The sequence below is a fragment of the Rhizobium sp. 268 genome, from assembly GCF_036571585.1.
Lineage (GTDB): Bacteria > Pseudomonadota > Alphaproteobacteria > Rhizobiales > Rhizobiaceae > Rhizobium > Rhizobium redzepovicii.
This window is the reverse complement of the sequence record NZ_JAPPSO010000005.1, coordinates 355,686-370,589: the sequence shown is the minus strand read 5'-3', so window position 1 is coordinate 370,589 and position 14,904 is coordinate 355,686. Positions and strand designations below refer to the sequence as shown.

General features: G+C 62.9%; 15 protein-coding genes. 9 read left to right on the top strand and 6 right to left on the bottom strand.

Annotated elements, in window-relative coordinates:
• Positions 1-76 precede the first annotated feature (76 nt).
• The 9 genes from OS035_RS12675 (at position 77) to OS035_RS12635 (ending at position 8,974) form a co-directional block, all read left to right on the top strand.
• Positions 77-889, top strand: a complete 813-nt coding sequence (locus OS035_RS12675) for a DeoR/GlpR family DNA-binding transcription regulator (protein WP_097628961.1) — start codon at positions 77-79, stop codon at positions 887-889.
• 48 nt (positions 890-937) lie between these two features.
• The gene (rhaS, locus tag OS035_RS12670; RefSeq protein WP_183778074.1) at positions 938-1,933 is read left to right on the top strand and encodes a rhamnose ABC transporter substrate-binding protein; all 996 of its coding nucleotides are present in this window, start codon (positions 938-940) and stop codon (positions 1,931-1,933) included.
• A 72-nt stretch (positions 1,934-2,005) separates the two neighbouring features.
• Positions 2,006-3,541 carry a sugar ABC transporter ATP-binding protein gene (locus OS035_RS12665; protein ID WP_183778072.1) on the top strand — a complete coding sequence of 512 codons (1,536 nt, stop codon included), beginning with the start codon at positions 2,006-2,008 and terminating at the stop codon, positions 3,539-3,541.
• Positions 3,542-3,550: 9 nt separating this feature from the next.
• Complete coding sequence (locus tag OS035_RS12660) at positions 3,551-4,552, top strand: ABC transporter permease (RefSeq protein ID WP_097628958.1); 1,002 nt, start codon at positions 3,551-3,553, stop codon at positions 4,550-4,552.
• Complete coding sequence (locus tag OS035_RS12655) at positions 4,549-5,556, top strand: ABC transporter permease (protein WP_097628957.1); 1,008 nt, start codon at positions 4,549-4,551, stop codon at positions 5,554-5,556. The genes OS035_RS12660 and OS035_RS12655 overlap by 4 nt, the downstream gene beginning before the upstream one ends.
• Positions 5,553-5,873, top strand: a complete 321-nt coding sequence (gene rhaM, locus OS035_RS12650) for an L-rhamnose mutarotase (protein WP_097628956.1) — start codon at positions 5,553-5,555, stop codon at positions 5,871-5,873. The genes OS035_RS12655 and rhaM overlap by 4 nt, the downstream gene beginning before the upstream one ends.
• Positions 5,870-7,249 (top strand): FGGY-family carbohydrate kinase, encoded by a 1,380-nt coding sequence (locus tag OS035_RS12645; protein WP_183778070.1) that lies wholly within the window; start codon positions 5,870-5,872, stop codon positions 7,247-7,249. The genes rhaM and OS035_RS12645 overlap by 4 nt, the downstream gene beginning before the upstream one ends.
• A gap of 89 nt (positions 7,250-7,338) precedes the next feature.
• Complete coding sequence (locus OS035_RS12640; RefSeq protein ID WP_183778069.1) at positions 7,339-8,097, top strand: fumarylacetoacetate hydrolase family protein; 759 nt, start codon at positions 7,339-7,341, stop codon at positions 8,095-8,097.
• 97 nt (positions 8,098-8,194) lie between these two features.
• Positions 8,195-8,974, top strand: coding sequence for an ABC transporter ATP-binding protein (locus OS035_RS12635; protein WP_183778061.1), 780 nt, complete (start codon positions 8,195-8,197; stop codon positions 8,972-8,974).
• A gap of 7 nt (positions 8,975-8,981) precedes the next feature.
• Here OS035_RS12635 and mmsB read toward each other — a convergent pair whose 3' ends face one another.
• The 6 genes from mmsB to OS035_RS12605 all read right to left on the bottom strand — a co-directional run bounded on the left by mmsB (position 8,982) and on the right by OS035_RS12605 (position 14,903).
• Positions 8,982-9,863, bottom strand: a complete 882-nt coding sequence (mmsB, locus tag OS035_RS12630) for a 3-hydroxyisobutyrate dehydrogenase (RefSeq protein WP_183778059.1) — start codon at positions 9,861-9,863, stop codon at positions 8,982-8,984.
• Positions 9,864-9,872: 9 nt separating this feature from the next.
• Positions 9,873-11,468 carry a GMC family oxidoreductase gene (locus OS035_RS12625; protein WP_183778057.1) on the bottom strand — a complete coding sequence of 532 codons (1,596 nt, stop codon included), beginning with the start codon at positions 11,466-11,468 and terminating at the stop codon, positions 9,873-9,875.
• 68 nt (positions 11,469-11,536) lie between these two features.
• A complete protein-coding gene (locus OS035_RS12620; RefSeq protein ID WP_131710857.1) occupies positions 11,537-12,526 on the bottom strand; it encodes a branched-chain amino acid ABC transporter permease in 990 nt (329 codons plus the stop codon).
• A 1-nt stretch (position 12,527) separates the two neighbouring features.
• Entirely contained in the window at positions 12,528-13,415 is an 888-nt protein-coding gene (locus OS035_RS12615; protein WP_003553893.1) for a branched-chain amino acid ABC transporter permease, read from the bottom strand.
• A gap of 4 nt (positions 13,416-13,419) precedes the next feature.
• The gene (locus tag OS035_RS12610) at positions 13,420-14,121 is read right to left on the bottom strand and encodes an ABC transporter ATP-binding protein (RefSeq protein ID WP_003594592.1); all 702 of its coding nucleotides are present in this window, start codon (positions 14,119-14,121) and stop codon (positions 13,420-13,422) included.
• Positions 14,121-14,903, bottom strand: coding sequence for an ABC transporter ATP-binding protein (locus OS035_RS12605; RefSeq protein WP_097628949.1), 783 nt, complete (start codon positions 14,901-14,903; stop codon positions 14,121-14,123). Before OS035_RS12605 ends, OS035_RS12610 begins: the two co-directional genes overlap by 1 nt.
• Between the last annotated feature and the right edge of the window lies 1 nt (position 14,904).

Genomic DNA, 14,904 nt, shown 5'->3' with positions numbered 1-14,904 from the left:
ATATGAAAATTTATGATCGTTTGTGATTGACAGTCATTAAGGGATGCGAAATAAATGTGACAAGAGGAGGAGCCCAATGCACGAACGCGAACGCCATCGCATCATCTTAAGCGCTGTTCAGGAAAAGTCGGTGGTGACGATCCAGGACATTGCCGAGCTGACGGAAGCTTCCGAAGCGACGATCCGGCGCGACATTGCGGCTCTTCATGTGCAGGGCAAGATCCGTCGCGTCCGCGGCGGCGCCGAAGCGGTGCATCCGCCGCAGCTCGGCAATCTCGCCGGCCGGCCCTTCCGGGTTTCAGAATCAGTCAACATCGATAAAAAACGTGCAATTGCCCGCGCAGCTGTCGATCTCTGCGAAGCGGGCGATGCCATCATCATCAACGGCGGCACGACAACCTTCCAGATGGTGCATTACATGGCCGGCCATCGCCTGCAGGTGATGACCAATTCTTTTGCCATCGCCGAACATCTGGTCAAACATTCCAAAAACACGGTGACGGTGCCGGGCGGCGCGATCTATCGCGAGCAGAGCCTCATCCTGTCGCCTTTCGACAATGACGCGATCCGCAATTTTTATGCGCGACGCATGTTCATCGGCGCCCAGGGCGTCGGCCCGCTCGGCATCATGGAGGCGGACGCCCTCATCATTCAGAGCGAGCAGAAGCTGATGCACCAGGCCGACGAACTCGTCGTCATGGTCGATTCAAGCAAATTCAATCGCCGGTCGAGCCTCATTCTCTGCGCGCTCGACCGCGTCTCTGCGATCATCACCGATGACGGGATTTCGGAAGAGGCAGCTCGCATGGTCGAGAATGCCGGTGTCCGGCTGGTTGTCGCGACCCCGGTGGCGCAGCTTGCGAAGGAGGATTCCTCGTCGGTCGCATGAGGCGCCGCCGAGGTGTGGAAGTCTAAATCTTAATGGGAGGAAAGTGACATGAAATTCGCAAAGACACTGGCGCTCGGCGCAGCGCTTGCCGTCGCTATGATGGCCGGCACTGCCAGCGCCAAGGACATCAAGATCGGCCTCGTCGTCAAATCGCTCGGCAACGGCTTCTTCGACGCCGCCAACAAGGGCGCCCAGGAAGCCGCCAAGGAACTCGGCGGCGTAGAAGTGATCTACACCGGCCCGACCTCGACGACGGCCGAAGGCCAGATCGAAGTCATCAACTCGCTGATCGCCCAGGGCGTCGACGCCATCGCCGTCTCGGCCAACGATCCGGATGCACTTGTCCCCGCACTGAAGAAGGCGACCCAGCGCGGCATCAAGGTCATCTCCTGGGATTCGGGCGTTGCGCCGGAAGGCCGTATCCTGCAGCTCAACCCTTCGTCCAACGAGCTGATCGGCAAGATGTGCCTGACGCTCGTCAAGGACCATCTCGACGGCGGCAAGGGTGACTTCGCCATCCTGTCGGCAACCACCACCTCGACCAACCAGAACATCTGGATCGACCAGATGAAGAAGCAGCTCAAGGATTTCCCGGGTCTCAACCTCGTCACCACGGTTTACGGCGACGACCTCTCGGACAAGTCCTATCGTGAAGCCGAAGGCCTCTTGAAGTCGAACCCGAACGTCAAGGTCATCGTCGCTCCGACGACGGTCGGCGTTCTCGCCGCTTCCAAGGTCGTCGAAGACAAGGGTCTCGTCGGCAAGGTCTACGTCACCGGCCTCGGCCTGCCGTCCGAAATGGCCGGCGCGATCAAGTCGGGCGCCACCAAGGAATTCGCCATCTGGAACCCGATCGACCTCGGCTACTCCGCAACCCAGATCGCCTATCACCTGGCAAAGGGTGATGCCGATGGCAAGCCGGGCAGCGAAATCGAAGCCGGCCGCATGGGCAAGATCAAGATCGGCGACAACGGCGAAGCCGCTATGGCCGATCCCTTCGTCTACAATGCTGCGAACATCGACCAGTTCTCCAAGGTCTTCTGATCCACAGCCGACGAATAAGATCCCGGCGGCCTTGCCGCCGGGATTTCCCTTTCGACATTTGGTAGAAATCTGATGAACGCCGCCTTTCAACAAACCGTCACGGACAGCAAAACCGGCGATGCGCCCGCCATTCTGGAAATGCGCGGCATCTCCCAGATCTTTCCGGGCGTGAAAGCGCTCGACAATGTCAGCATCGCCCTTCATCCCGGCACGGTGACGGCGCTGATCGGCGAAAACGGTGCCGGCAAATCGACGCTCGTCAAGATCCTGACCGGCATCTACCGGCCGAACGAAGGCGAGATCCTGGTCGACGGCCGGCCGACGAGTTTTGCCAGCGCCCAGGCGGCAATCGATGCCGGCGTCACCGCCATCCATCAGGAAACCGTGCTTTTTGACGAGCTGACGGTTGCCGAAAACATCTTCCTCGGCCATGCGCCGCGCACGCGCCTGCGCACCATCGACTGGCAGGCGATGAACAACCGCTCGAAGACGCTGCTGACCGCGCTCGAAAGCAATATCGATCCGACCATCCGGCTCAAGGACCTCTCCATTGCGCAGCGCCATCTGGTGGCGATCGCCCGCGCTCTGTCGATCGAGGCCCGCATCGTCATTATGGACGAGCCGACGGCCGCCCTTTCCCGCAAGGAAATCGACGATCTCTTCCGCATTGTCCGGGGCCTGAAGGAACAGGGCAAGGCGATCCTCTTCATCAGCCACAAGTTCGATGAGGTTTACGAAATCGCCGACGATTTCGTCGTCTTCCGCGACGGCCGCGCCATCGGCCAGGGCCGGCTCAAGGACACGCCGCAGGACGAGATCGTCCGCATGATGGTCGGCCGCGACGTCGAGAACGCTTTCCCGAAGATCAATGTCGCCATTGGCGGCCCGGTGCTGGAAATCCGCAACTACAGCCACCGCACCGAATTCCGCGACATTTCCTTCACCCTGCGCAAGGGCGAGATTCTCGGCATTTACGGGCTGATCGGCGCCGGCCGCTCGGAACTCTCCCAATCCCTCTTCGGCATCACCCGGCCGCTCTGCGGCACGATGATGCTCGAAGGCCGCGAGATCACCATCCATTCGCCACAGGATGCGATCCGCGCCGGCATCGTCTATGTGCCGGAAGAACGCGGCCGGCACGGGCTGGCACTGCCGATGCCGATCTTCCAGAACATGACGCTGCCCTCGCTCACCCGCACCTCGCGCCGCGGCTTTCTGAGAGCGGCGGAAGAATTCGCGCTTGCGCGCAAATATGCCGAGCGGCTGGATCTGCGCGCCGCCGCGCTTTCCGTGCCGGTCGGCACGCTGTCGGGCGGCAACCAGCAGAAAGTCGTCATCGGCAAATGGCTGGCGACGTCGCCGAAGGTGATCATTCTCGACGAACCCACAAAGGGCATCGACATCGGCTCGAAGGCGGCCGTGCACGGCTTTATCAGCGAACTTGCCGCCGAGGGCCTGTCGATCATCATGGTCTCTTCCGAACTGCCCGAGATCATCGGCATGTCGGACCGGGTTCTGGTGATGAAGGAAGGGCTCGCCGCCGGAATTTTCGAGCGGGCCGAACTGTCGCCGGAAGCGCTGGTGCGCGCCGCCACCGGCAATGCATGAGGTAGAAGTATGGCAAGACTGATCAGAAAACGCGAAACCCTGCTGTTCCTCATCATCGTCGTGATGATCGCGATCTTTTCGACGCGGGCAGCCGATTTCGCCACACCGGACAATCTCGCCGGGATCTTCAACGACACCTCGATCCTGATCATCCTGGCGCTGGCGCAGATGACGGTCATCCTGACGAAATCGATCGACCTGTCGGTCGCCGCCAATCTCGCCTTTACCGGCATGGCGATCGCGATGATGAATGCCGCCCATCCCGATCTGCCGCTCGTCGTGCTGATCCTGATGGCTATCGTCATCGGCGCCTGTCTCGGCGCGATCAACGGCTTTCTCGTCTGGGCGCTGGAAATCCCGCCGATCGTCGTCACCCTCGGCACGCTCACCATCTATCGCGGTATGGCCTTCGTGCTCTCGGGCGGAGCCTGGGTCAACGCCCACCAGATGACGCCGATCTTCCTGTCCGTGCCGCGCACGCCGATCCTCGGTCTGCCCGTGCTCGGCTGGGTCGGCATTATCATCGTGCTGCTGATGTATGTGCTGCTTCGATATACCCAGTTCGGCCGCTCGGCCTATGCGACCGGCGGCAATCCGACCGCCGCCGTCTATGCCGGCATCGATACGGGCTGGACAAAATTCCTCGCCTTCGTTCTGTCAGGGGCGCTCGCCGGGCTTTCGAGCTATCTCTGGGTATCGCGTTATGCCGTCGCCTATGTCGATATCGCCAACGGCTTCGAGCTCGACAGCGTGGCTGCCTGCGTCATCGGCGGCATATCGATTGCCGGCGGCGTCGGCTCGGTCGCCGGCACTGTGCTCGGCGCGCTCTTCCTCGGCGTCATCAAGAATGCGCTGCCGGTGATCGGCATTTCACCCTTCACCCAGATGGCGATCTCCGGAACCGTCATCATTCTCGCCGTCGCCTTCAACGCCCGGCGTGAACGCAACCGGGGCCGCATCATCCTGCGCGACCGCGCCGCAGCCGAGATCAGAACGGGGGCCGCAGCATGAGCACCGTGTCCACACCCGAAAAGCGGGTCATCCCCGATCGCCTCGGCACGCCGTTGCGGCGCATCGTCGCCAGCTGGGAAGTGCTGCTCTTTGGCGTCGCCGTCCTGATCTTCATCTTCAATTCCCTGGCCTCGCCCTATTTCCTCGATGCCTGGAACCTCTCGGACGCCACCTTCAACTTCACGGAAAAGGCGATGATCGCCTTCGCCATGGCGCTGCTCGTCATCTCGGGCGAAATCGACCTGTCGGTCGCTGCGATCATCGCGCTCGCTTCGACGGCGATGGGGGCGGCAGCCCAGTTCGGCATCGGCACGCCGGGCCTGGTGCTGATCGGCATCGGCACCGGCCTTGTCTGTGGCACCTTCAACGGCGTCCTGGTCTCGGTGCTGAAACTGCCGTCAATCGTCGTCACCATCGGTACGATGAGTCTTTTCCGCGGCATTTCCTATATCGTGCTCGGCGATCAGGCCTATGGCAAATATCCCGCCGACTTCGCCTATTTCGGCCAGGGTTATGTCGTCTGGGTATTCTCCTTCGAATTCGTGCTGTTCATCGTGCTGGCGATCGCCTTCGCCATTCTGCTGCATGCGACGAATTTCGGCCGGCAGGTCTATGCGATCGGCAATAACGACTTTGCCGCCCGCTTCTCCGGCATCCCGGTCGAGCGCGTCAAATTCATCCTCTTCCTGCTGACCGGCATCATGAGCGGCATCGCCGCCGTCTGTCTGACCTCGCGCCTCGGCTCGACCCGGCCGTCGATCGCGCAAGGCTGGGAGCTCGAGGTTGTCACCATGGTCGTGCTCGGCGGCATCTCGATCCTCGGCGGCTCCGGCACGATCGGCGGCGTCGTCATCGCCGCCTTCGTCATGGGCCTCGTCACCTTCGGCCTCGGCCTGCTGAACGTGCCCGGCATCGTCATGTCGATCTTCATCGGCCTGCTCCTCATCATCACCATTGCCATCCCGATCATCGCCCGCCGCATCAAGCTCATGAGTTCCCGATGACTTTGGAAAAACACGCCTTCAAGATGCAGCTCAATCCCGGCATGGAAGCCGAATACCGCAAGCGGCATGACGAAATCTGGCCGGAACTGGTCGATCTCCTGCATCAGTCGGGGGCCAGCGACTATTCCATCCATCTCGACCGTCAGACCAATACCCTGTTCGGCGTGTTGACGCGGCCGGCCGACCACACCATGGCGAGCCTGCCGGAACATCCGGTCATGAAGAAATGGTGGGCACACATGGCCGACATCATGGCTGTAAATCCGGATAATTCGCCTGTTCAAAGCGACCTCGTCACCCTCTTCCATATGCCATGACCGCTCCCTCCTATCGCCGCATCGCCGTACTCGACATCGGCAAGACCAATGCCAAGGTTGTCGTGCTCGACAGCGGGACGGGCGCCGAGATCGCCGTGCTGAAACGGCCGAACGTTACGATAAAGACCGGCCCCTACCCGCATTACGACATAGAGGCGCTCTGGTCCTTCGCGCTCGATGCGTTGAAGCGCCTGGCGAGGGAACCGGGCTTCGACGCCATTTCGATCACCACCCACGGCGCCGCAGCCGCCCTGCTCGATCGGCACGGTGAACTCGCCATGCCTGTGATCGACTACGAACATGAATACCCCGAGGAAATCCGCGATGCCTATACGGCCTTGCGTCCCGCCTTCGACGAAACCTTCTCGCCGCGGCTTACGATGGGCCTCAATGTCGGCGCACAGCTGCACTACCAGAAGAGCGCCTTCCCCGAGGCATTCGCCAAGGTCGCGACTATTCTCACCTATGCGCAATATTGGACGGCGCGGCTGACCGGTGTCGCCGCCAACGAGCTGACCTCGCTCGGCTGCCACACCGACCTCTGGAACCCGAAAACATCAGACTATTCGTCGCTCGTCGACAGGCTCGGCATCCGCGCGCTGATGGCGCCGATCCGCTCCGCCTTCGATGCGCTCGGCCCGGTCCTGCCCGGGATCGCCGAAGAGCTCGGGCTTGCCGCGCCGGTGCGGGTTTATTGCGGCATTCACGATTCCAACGCCTCGCTGCTGCCGCATCTGGTCCATCGGGAAGCCCCCTTCGCCGTCGTCTCCACCGGCACCTGGGTCATCAATTTCGGCGTCGGCGGCGATCTCGATCACCTCGATGCCAAACGCGATGCGCTCGCCAATGTCGATGCCTATGGCCGGGCCGTCCCCTCCTCGCGTTTCATGGGCGGGCGGGAGTTCGAAATCCTTTCGGCCGAGATCGGTCCCGTCGGTGAAAAGGCCGCCCAGGCGGCGATCGGCCCAGCCATCGAAAAGGGCGTGATGCTGCTGCCTAACATGGCCCCCGGCTCCGGACCTTTTCCCGGCAAGGCAAGCCGCTGGATCGGCGCCGAAGGAGCGAGCCGCGAGGAGCGCCACGCCGCCGCTTGCCTCTATCTCGCTTTGATGACCGATGCCTGTCTCGGACTGATCGGCGCCAAAGGCCCGGTTATCGTCGAGGGTCCCTTTGCGCTCAACGAGACCTATCTGAAGCTGCTTGCGGCGCTTGCCGGCCGCGAGGTCCTCGCCCTTCCCGGCTCGACCGGCACCAGCCAGGGTGCCGCCCTTCTCACCGGCATCCGGCCGGTATCCGGCGCCGAAACGCGTGTTCCGCCTGCCGAGATCGCGGAGCTGGCCGCCTATCGCGATCGCTGGTACGCGGCGATGGAATAAGAGCTTTTCCAAATACGGCTCAACAACGTCCTTGCTCCCCCCTGCCTTGCGGTTAGTGTGCCCCTCGAAAATCAATTCGAGGAGACAGCATGACAGAGACATTCGATCCGCGCGGGCTCGCGGCCCGGCTTCATAGCCTGCGCCAGGCCGGCAGGCAGGAGGAAACCGGCACTTTCACGCTGCCGGCCGATCTGCATCAGGCGATGGAGGCGCAGAATTTCCTGACTTCCGCCGACGACATCTCCAGCAATGCCTGGAAGGTGACGGTCTCGCCGCAGGGCCAGGCGGTCACCGCACCGCTGCATCCCTATGCCGAGGCCGCCTCGAGCGCCAGCATCCCCTGGTATCCGGGCATGAAATTCGAAACCGAGATCGCCGTGCGCCTTGGCAAGGATCTGCCGATCCGCACCGGCACTCCCTATAGCCGCGCCGACACGGTCGAGGCGATCTCCGCTGTCCATCTCGGCGCCGAGCTGCTGGTCAGCGCCGTCAAGGAAGGCGGCAGCGTCTCCTTTCTGCTGTTTACATCAGACCGCCTCGGCAACAGCGGCTACGTCCTCGGCCCGCAGCTCGACAAAAGCGCCGTCGATACCGCCGTCGGCACGCCGCTCAAGGTCACCCATGGCGGCCGCACGATCTATGACGGTCCGGCCCAGCATCCGAAGGGTGACGTTCTCACCTGGCTGGTCGATTACGCCAATGACGGTCTGCGCCCCGAGACATCGCTGAAGGCAGGCGCGCTGATCACCACAGGTACGTTGAGCGGCGCGATCGAACTGACCGAACCTGGCGAGATCGACATCCTGTTCGGGGACAGCAAACTGCACTTCTCCGTGTCGAAGGGTTAATGTCCGAAGCGTAAGTTGACAATTCCGGTTTAGTTTTGCAAGGAAAGGGAGGGTTCGCCCTCCCCGAACCCGTGCGACACCGAACCCGGAGCAGACCATGCCTTCGCCTTTCCTTGCCCTGTCGGGAATCGAATATGCCATCGGGCCGAAATCCATCCTGCGTGGCATCGACCTGACGCTCGAGCAGGGCCGTATCTACGGTCTGGTGGGGCCGAACGGCTCCGGCAAAAGCACGCTTTTGAAGATCATCGCCCGCCAGGTCGCGCCGAAATCCGGCGCCATCGCCTTCGGCGGCAAGCCGGCCGGTGATTGGGGCGCCCGCGAGTTTGCCCGGCATATCGCCTACATGCCGCAATTCACGCCGGCAACCGATGGGATGACCGTGCGGGAACTGATCGCGCTTGGCCGTTTTCCCTGGCACGGCACGCTCGGCCGCTTCACCGCCACCGATCGTAACAAGGTCGAGGACGCGATCGTCCGTACCGAGCTCGAGAATTTTGCCGACCGTCTCGTCGCCAACATGTCCGGCGGCGAGCGTCAGCGCGCCTGGATCGCCATGATGCTCGCCCAGGACGCCCGCTGCCTGCTGCTCGACGAGCCCACCTCCGCGCTCGACCTTGCCCATCAGGCAAGCGTCCTCTCATTGGTGCAGGAGCTCAGCCACGAACGCGGGCTGACCGTTATCATCGTGCTGCACGATATCAACCTCGCCGCACGCTATTGCGACGCGATCGTCGCGCTCAACCGCGGCCAGATCACCGCCGAAGGCACGCCTGGCGAGATCATGCAGGCTGACAAGCTGCACTCGATTTTCGGCGTCGGCATGGGCGTCTTTCCCCATCCGGTTCGAAACGAGCCGGTCAGCTATCTCCTGTAGGTTTCGTTTACGGCTTTTCCCGAAACATCTCGATGATGGCGGAGAAATCCCGTCCGCCGTTACCCTGCTTTTCGAAGAGCGCAAAAAGCTGGGCCGCTTCGGCACCCATCGGCGTTGACGCGCCGCTCGCCAGCGCTGCCTCCTGCGACAGTCTCAGATCCTTCAGCATCAGTGCCGCGGCAAAACCCGGCTTGTAGTCGTTGTTGGCCGGCGAGGTCGGCACCGGCCCGGGCACCGGGCAATAGGTATTGATCGACCAGCACTGGCCGGATGAAGTCGAGGCGACGTCGAACAGCGCTTGATGCGAGAGGCCGAGTTTTTCGGCGAGCACGAAGGCCTCGCATACGCCGACCATCGAGATGCCGAGGATCATGTTGTTGCAGATCTTTGCCGCCTGGCCGGCACCGGCCTCGCCGCAATGGACGATCTTCTTGCCCATCGCCTCGAGAATGGGTTTCGCCCTGGCGAAGGCCTCGTCCGAGCCGCCCGCCATGAAGGTCAGGGTGCCGGCGCTCGCCCCGCCGGTGCCGCCGGAGACGGGCGCGTCGAGCGACAGGCAGCTTGCGGCCTTGGCCATCTCATGCGCCTTGCGGCTGCTGTCGACGTCGATGGTGGAGCAATCGATGACAAGCGTGCCCTGCGCCGTGGCCTGCAGGATATCGGTCCAGGCCGTCAGCACGTGCCTGCCCTGCGGCAGCATCGTGATGACGATCTCCGCGTCCTTGACCGCCTGGCTGGCATGGCTTGCCGGCTTGACGCCGCCCGCCTCAGCCGCCTTCAGCACCGAGGCCGCGAGATCGAAGCCGAGGACCTCGTGACCCGATTTGACGAGATTGGCCGCCATCGGCCCGCCCATGTTGCCAAGCCCGATGAATGCGATCCTTGCCATGGTCTTCTCCTATCGATTGTCTTCGAGGATCATCGCCGCTGCCTTTTCGGCGATCATGATCGTCGGCGAATTGGTATTGCCCGAGGTGATCGACGGCATCACCGAGGCATCGGCGATCCTGAGCTTGCCGAGCGCCCGGAACCTCAGCCGCGGATCGACGACGCTGTCCCTGTCGGCGCCCATGCGGCAGGTGCCGACGGGATGGAAGATCGTCGTGCCGATATCGCCCGCCGCCCGCTCCAGATCGACTTCGGTCTGATAGGCGGGACCGGGCTTGAATTCCTCCGGCCGGAACCTCGCGAAGGAAGGCTGCGCGACGATCCTGCGCGTCAACCGTATCGAACGGACAGCTATGTCACGATCGCGCTGCGTCGAGAGGTACCTTGGGCTGATCGTCGGCTGCGCGGCAAAATCCGGGCTCGACAGGTGTACCGAGCCCCGGCTTTCCGGCCTCAGATTGCAGACGCTGGCCGTGATCGCCGGGAACGGATGGACGGGATCGCCGAACTTCTCCAGCGAGACCGGCTGTACGTGATATTGCAGGTCGGGCGTTTCCCGGTCCGGGCCCGAGCGGGTGAAGATGCCGAGCTGGCTCGGCGCCATCGCCATCGGCCCGGAGCGGCGGACGAGATATTCGAGCCCGATCGCCGCCTTGCCGATCAGCTTCGTCGCCTTCTCGTTCAGTGTCGGAACGCCGGTCACCTTATAGGCGAGCCGCAGTTGCAGATGGTCCTGCAGGTTCTCGCCAATGCCCTTCACCTCGGTGATGACATCGACGCCCGCCCGCTGGAGAACCTCGCCCCTGCCGATCCCTGAGAGCTCCAGAATATGCGGCGAACCGATCGACCCGGCCGAAAGGATGGTTTCCTTGCCCGCATAGGCACGTTTCGCCACGCCATCGTGCTGGAATTCGACACCGGCGACGGCCCCCTCCTCGACCAGCAGCCGCCGGACCTGCGCCTTGGTCAGAACGCTCAGGTTGGAGCGCTTGCGCGCCGGGCGCAGGAAGGCTTTGGAGGTGTTCCAGCGAATGCCGGAACGTTGGTTGACGTCGAAATAGCCGGAACCCTCGTTGCTGCCGCGGTTGAAATCCGCCGTCTCCGGAATGCCGGCTTCTCTCGCCGCCTGCTGAAAGGCATCGAGCACCGCCCAGCGCACCCGCGCTCTCTCGATGCGCCATTCGCCGCCGGCGCCGTGCATCTCGTCTTCGCCGCGATAAAAATCCTCGGACTTGCGGAAGAAGGGCAGGACATCGTCCCAGCCCCAGCCGCTGCAGCCCATCTGCAGCCAGAGATCGTAATCGCGCGCCTGGCCGCGCATATAGATCATGCCGTTGATCGACGAGCAGCCGCCGAGCACCTTGCCGCGGGGGTAGCTCAGCGCCCGGCCGTTCAATCCGGCTTCCGGCGCGGTGGTGAAACACCAGTCGGTGCGCGGATTGTTGATGCAATAGAGATAACCGACCGGGATGTGGATCCAATGGTAATTGTCGCTGCCCCCGGCTTCAAGCAGCAGCACCCGGCTCCGGCCATCGGCCGACAGCCGGTTGGCCAGCACGCAGCCGGCACTGCCCGCCCCGATGATGATATAGTCGTAACGATCCATGTGTGCCCTGCACGAACTCCAGATGCTTGCCGCTTCCCCTCCCCGCGGACGGGAAGAGGTCCGCCCGTTCAGCGGCGATAGACGAAGCCCAGCTTCCGCCCCAGCCGCGAAGCGTAGAATTCGCCGATGATGCCGCGGCGGAAGATCAGCACGCAGATCATGAAGACGATGCCGGTGATGATCGTCACCGGGAATTCCGAGGTGGCGAGGTAATTTTCCAGCGCCACCACCAGCCCGGCGCCGAAGAGCGGGCCGATCAGCGTGCCGATGCCGCCGAGCAGTGTCATCAGGATCACCTCGCCCGACATCTGCCAGGCGACGTCGGTCAGGGTCGCGAATTGGAAGACGATCGATTTCACCGCGCCCGCCAGCCCCGCAAGCGCTGCCGACATGACGAAGGCGCCGAGCTTGTAACGCGCCACGGAATAACCGAGCGAGATCGCCCGGTTTTCGTTCTCACGGATCGATTTGAGGATCATGCCGAAGGGCGAGTTGATGAAACGCCAGATGATCAGCACACCGACGATGAACACACCAAGCACGAAATAATACATGTTGGTGGAACTGTTCAGATCGATGAAGCCGAAGAGATGGCCGCGCGGCACCGACTGGATGCCGTCCTCGCCTTCGGTAAACTTCGCTTGCAGGCAGAAGAAGAAGAACATCTGCGACAGCGCCAGCGTGATCATCGCGAAGTAGATGCCTTGGCGGCGGATGGCGAAGAAGCCCATCACCAACCCGAGGAACGCCGCACCCGCCACGCCGATCAGGATTCCGAGTTCCGGCGGCAGGCCCCATGCCTTCACTGTATAGGCGGTGAAATAGGCCGCCCCGCCGAAGAAGGTGGCATGACCGAAGGACAGCAGGCCGGTATAGCCGAGCAGCAGGTTGAAGGCGCAGGCAAACAGCGCGAAGCACAGCAGCTTCATCAGGAAGATCGGATAGAAGAAGAACGGCGCCAGAAGCAGCAGCAGCAGCCCGATGGCGAGGAAGCCCGCCTGGACCGAAAGGGCGGTCCGGCTTCTTTCCGTTCGAATGGTGTCGGTGATGTCAGCCATGTCAAGCATCCCGGCCGAAGAGGCCCGCGGGCCTGATGAGAAGCACGATCGCCATGATGACGAAGATCACGATGTTTGAAGCCTCGGGATAGAAGACCTTGGTCAGGCCCTCGGCGATGCCGAGCACATAACCGGTGATGATCGCGCCCATGATCGATCCCATGCCGCCGACGACGACCACGGCGAAGACGACGATGATCATGTTCGAGCCCATCAGCGGCGAGACCTGGTAGATCGGCGCCGCCAGCACGCCGGCAAAGGCGGCAAGACCGGCGCCGAGCGCGTAGGTCAGCGTCAGCAGCACCGGCACGTTGACGCCGAAGACTTGCACCAGCACCGCGTTTTCGGTGGCGGCCCGGAGATAGGCACCGAGCTTGGTCTTCTCGATCAGCAGCCATGTGCCGAGGCAGACGACAAGCGAGACCACGACCACCCAGCCGCGATAGATCGGCAGGAACATGAAGCCGAGATTGGCCCCGCCGGCCAGTGCTGCCGGCGTCGCATAGGGCTGGCCGGAGGAGCCGTAGAGATAACGGAACGTGCCTTCGACCGCCAGCGCCAGCCCGAAGGTGAAGAGCAGGCCATAGAGAGGATCGAGATCGTAGAGCCGGCGCAGGAACAGCCGCTCGATGATCGCCCCGGCAAGGCCGACAATGACCGGCGCCAGGATCAGCGACGGCCAATAGCCGATGCCCGCATAGGTGAGCAGCAGATATGCGACGAAGGCGCCGAGCATATATTGCGCGCCATGGGCGAAATTGATCACCCTGAGCAGGCCGAAAATGATGGCGAGGCCAAGGCTGAGCAGCGCGTAGAACGAGCCGTTGATCAGGCCGATCAGCAGCTGGCCGAGCAGCGCCTGCAGGGGAATGCCGAAGATCATCGTCATCTGGTCACACTCCCAGAACCTTGTGCAGCGTATCCATGCGCTGCGGCAGTTCGCCGACCGGGAATTCCGACACCATCTGCCCATGATCCATCAGATAGAAGCGATCGGCAATACGGCTGGCGAAACGGAAATTCTGCTCGACGAGCAGGATCGTCATGCCGCGCCCTTTCAGCGTCTGCAGCACCTCGCCGATGCGCTGGACGATGACCGGGGCGAGCCCCTCCGTCGGTTCGTCGAGAATGAGCAGCCGGACGCCGGTGCGCAGGATCCGGGCGATCGCCAGCATCTGCTGCTCGCCGCCTGACAGTTTGGTGCCGGGGCTGCCGCGGCGTTCGTAGAGATTGGGGAAGAGCTCGTAGATCTCGTCGAGCGTCATGCCGCCTTTCGCCACGACAGGCGGCAGCAGCAGGTTTTCCGACACGGTGAGCGTCGAGAAGATGCCGCGCTCCTCCGGCACGAAGCCGATGCCGCGATGCGCCGTCTTGTGCAGCGGCACCTGCATCATGTCGCTGCCGGCAAAGCTGATCCTGCCCTTGCGGGCCCGCACGATGCCGGTGATGGTGCGCAGCGTCGTCGTCTTGCCGACGCCGTTGCGGCCGAGAATGGTGATCGTCTCGCCTTCGGCCACCCGCATGTCGACGCCGTGCAGGACATGGCTTTCGCCGTACCAGGCGTTCAATCCCTGAATTTCGAGGAGAGCGGCCATCAATGCTCCTCCGTGCCCATATAGGCCACGCGCACGCGCTCGTCCTGGCTGACAGTGGCATAATCGCCCTCGGCAAGGATCTCGCCGCGCTGCAGCACGGTGACATGCTGGCAGATATTGGCGACGACGGAGAGATTGTGCTCAACCATCAGCACCGCCCGGTCGCGGGCGACATCGCGGATGATCGCCGAGACGACGCCGACATCCTCAAGCCCCATGCCGGCCATCGGCTCGTCGAGCAGCAGCACCTTCGGATCGAGCGCCAGCGTCGTGGCGATCTCCAGCACCCGCTTGCGGCCGTAGGAAAGATCGGCGGCGATATGATCGCGCTCCTTGGAAAGCCCGACGCTGGCGAGCAGCTGCTCGGCGCGCTCGTTCAGCCGGTCGAGCGCCGAGAGCGGCCGCCAGAACTGGGTGGAAAGATTGTTCGGCCGTTGCAGCGCCACGCGCACATTGTCGAGAACGGAGAGATGCGGGAAGACCGCCGAGATCTGGAAGGAGCGCACCAGCCCCATGCGCGCCACCCTGTCGGGCGGCGTTCCGGTGATGTCGGTGCCCATCAGCGTGATCGTGCCCGATGTCGGCTGCAGGAACTTGGTCAGCAGGTTGAAGACCGTCGTCTTGCCGGCGCCGTTCGGGCCGATCAGCGCATGCACGCTGGCATCATGCACGTCGAGATCGACGTTCTTGACGGCGGTGAAGCCGCCGAAATCGCGGCGCAGGCCGCGGGCGGATAAGACCACCCGCGGTTTTTCCTTAGTTTCAATCGCGGAAACCGCCATT

Excerpts from the sequence above, each read along its gene's own strand:
- OS035_RS12675 (WP_097628961.1), top strand. The coding sequence starts at position 77 with ATGCACGAACGCGAACGCCATCGCATCATCTTAAGCGCTGTTCAGGAA.
- rhaS (WP_183778074.1), top strand. The coding sequence starts at position 938 with ATGAAATTCGCAAAGACACTGGCGCTCGGCGCAGCGCTTGCCGTCGCT.
- OS035_RS12665 (WP_183778072.1), top strand. The coding sequence starts at position 2,006 with ATGAACGCCGCCTTTCAACAAACCGTCACGGACAGCAAAACCGGCGAT.
- OS035_RS12660 (WP_097628958.1), top strand. The coding sequence starts at position 3,551 with ATGGCAAGACTGATCAGAAAACGCGAAACCCTGCTGTTCCTCATCATC.
- OS035_RS12655 (WP_097628957.1), top strand. The coding sequence starts at position 4,549 with ATGAGCACCGTGTCCACACCCGAAAAGCGGGTCATCCCCGATCGCCTC.
- rhaM (WP_097628956.1), top strand. The coding sequence starts at position 5,553 with ATGACTTTGGAAAAACACGCCTTCAAGATGCAGCTCAATCCCGGCATG.
- OS035_RS12645 (WP_183778070.1), top strand. The coding sequence starts at position 5,870 with ATGACCGCTCCCTCCTATCGCCGCATCGCCGTACTCGACATCGGCAAG.
- OS035_RS12640 (WP_183778069.1), top strand. The coding sequence starts at position 7,339 with ATGACAGAGACATTCGATCCGCGCGGGCTCGCGGCCCGGCTTCATAGC.
- OS035_RS12635 (WP_183778061.1), top strand. The coding sequence starts at position 8,195 with ATGCCTTCGCCTTTCCTTGCCCTGTCGGGAATCGAATATGCCATCGGG.
- mmsB (WP_183778059.1), bottom strand. The coding sequence starts at position 9,863 with ATGGCAAGGATCGCATTCATCGGGCTTGGCAACATGGGCGGGCCGATG.
- OS035_RS12625 (WP_183778057.1), bottom strand. The coding sequence starts at position 11,468 with ATGGATCGTTACGACTATATCATCATCGGGGCGGGCAGTGCCGGCTGC.
- OS035_RS12620 (WP_131710857.1), bottom strand. The coding sequence starts at position 12,526 with ATGGCTGACATCACCGACACCATTCGAACGGAAAGAAGCCGGACCGCC.
- OS035_RS12615 (WP_003553893.1), bottom strand. The coding sequence starts at position 13,415 with ATGACGATGATCTTCGGCATTCCCCTGCAGGCGCTGCTCGGCCAGCTG.
- OS035_RS12610 (WP_003594592.1), bottom strand. The coding sequence starts at position 14,121 with ATGGCCGCTCTCCTCGAAATTCAGGGATTGAACGCCTGGTACGGCGAA.
- OS035_RS12605 (WP_097628949.1), bottom strand. The coding sequence starts at position 14,903 with ATGGCGGTTTCCGCGATTGAAACTAAGGAAAAACCGCGGGTGGTCTTA.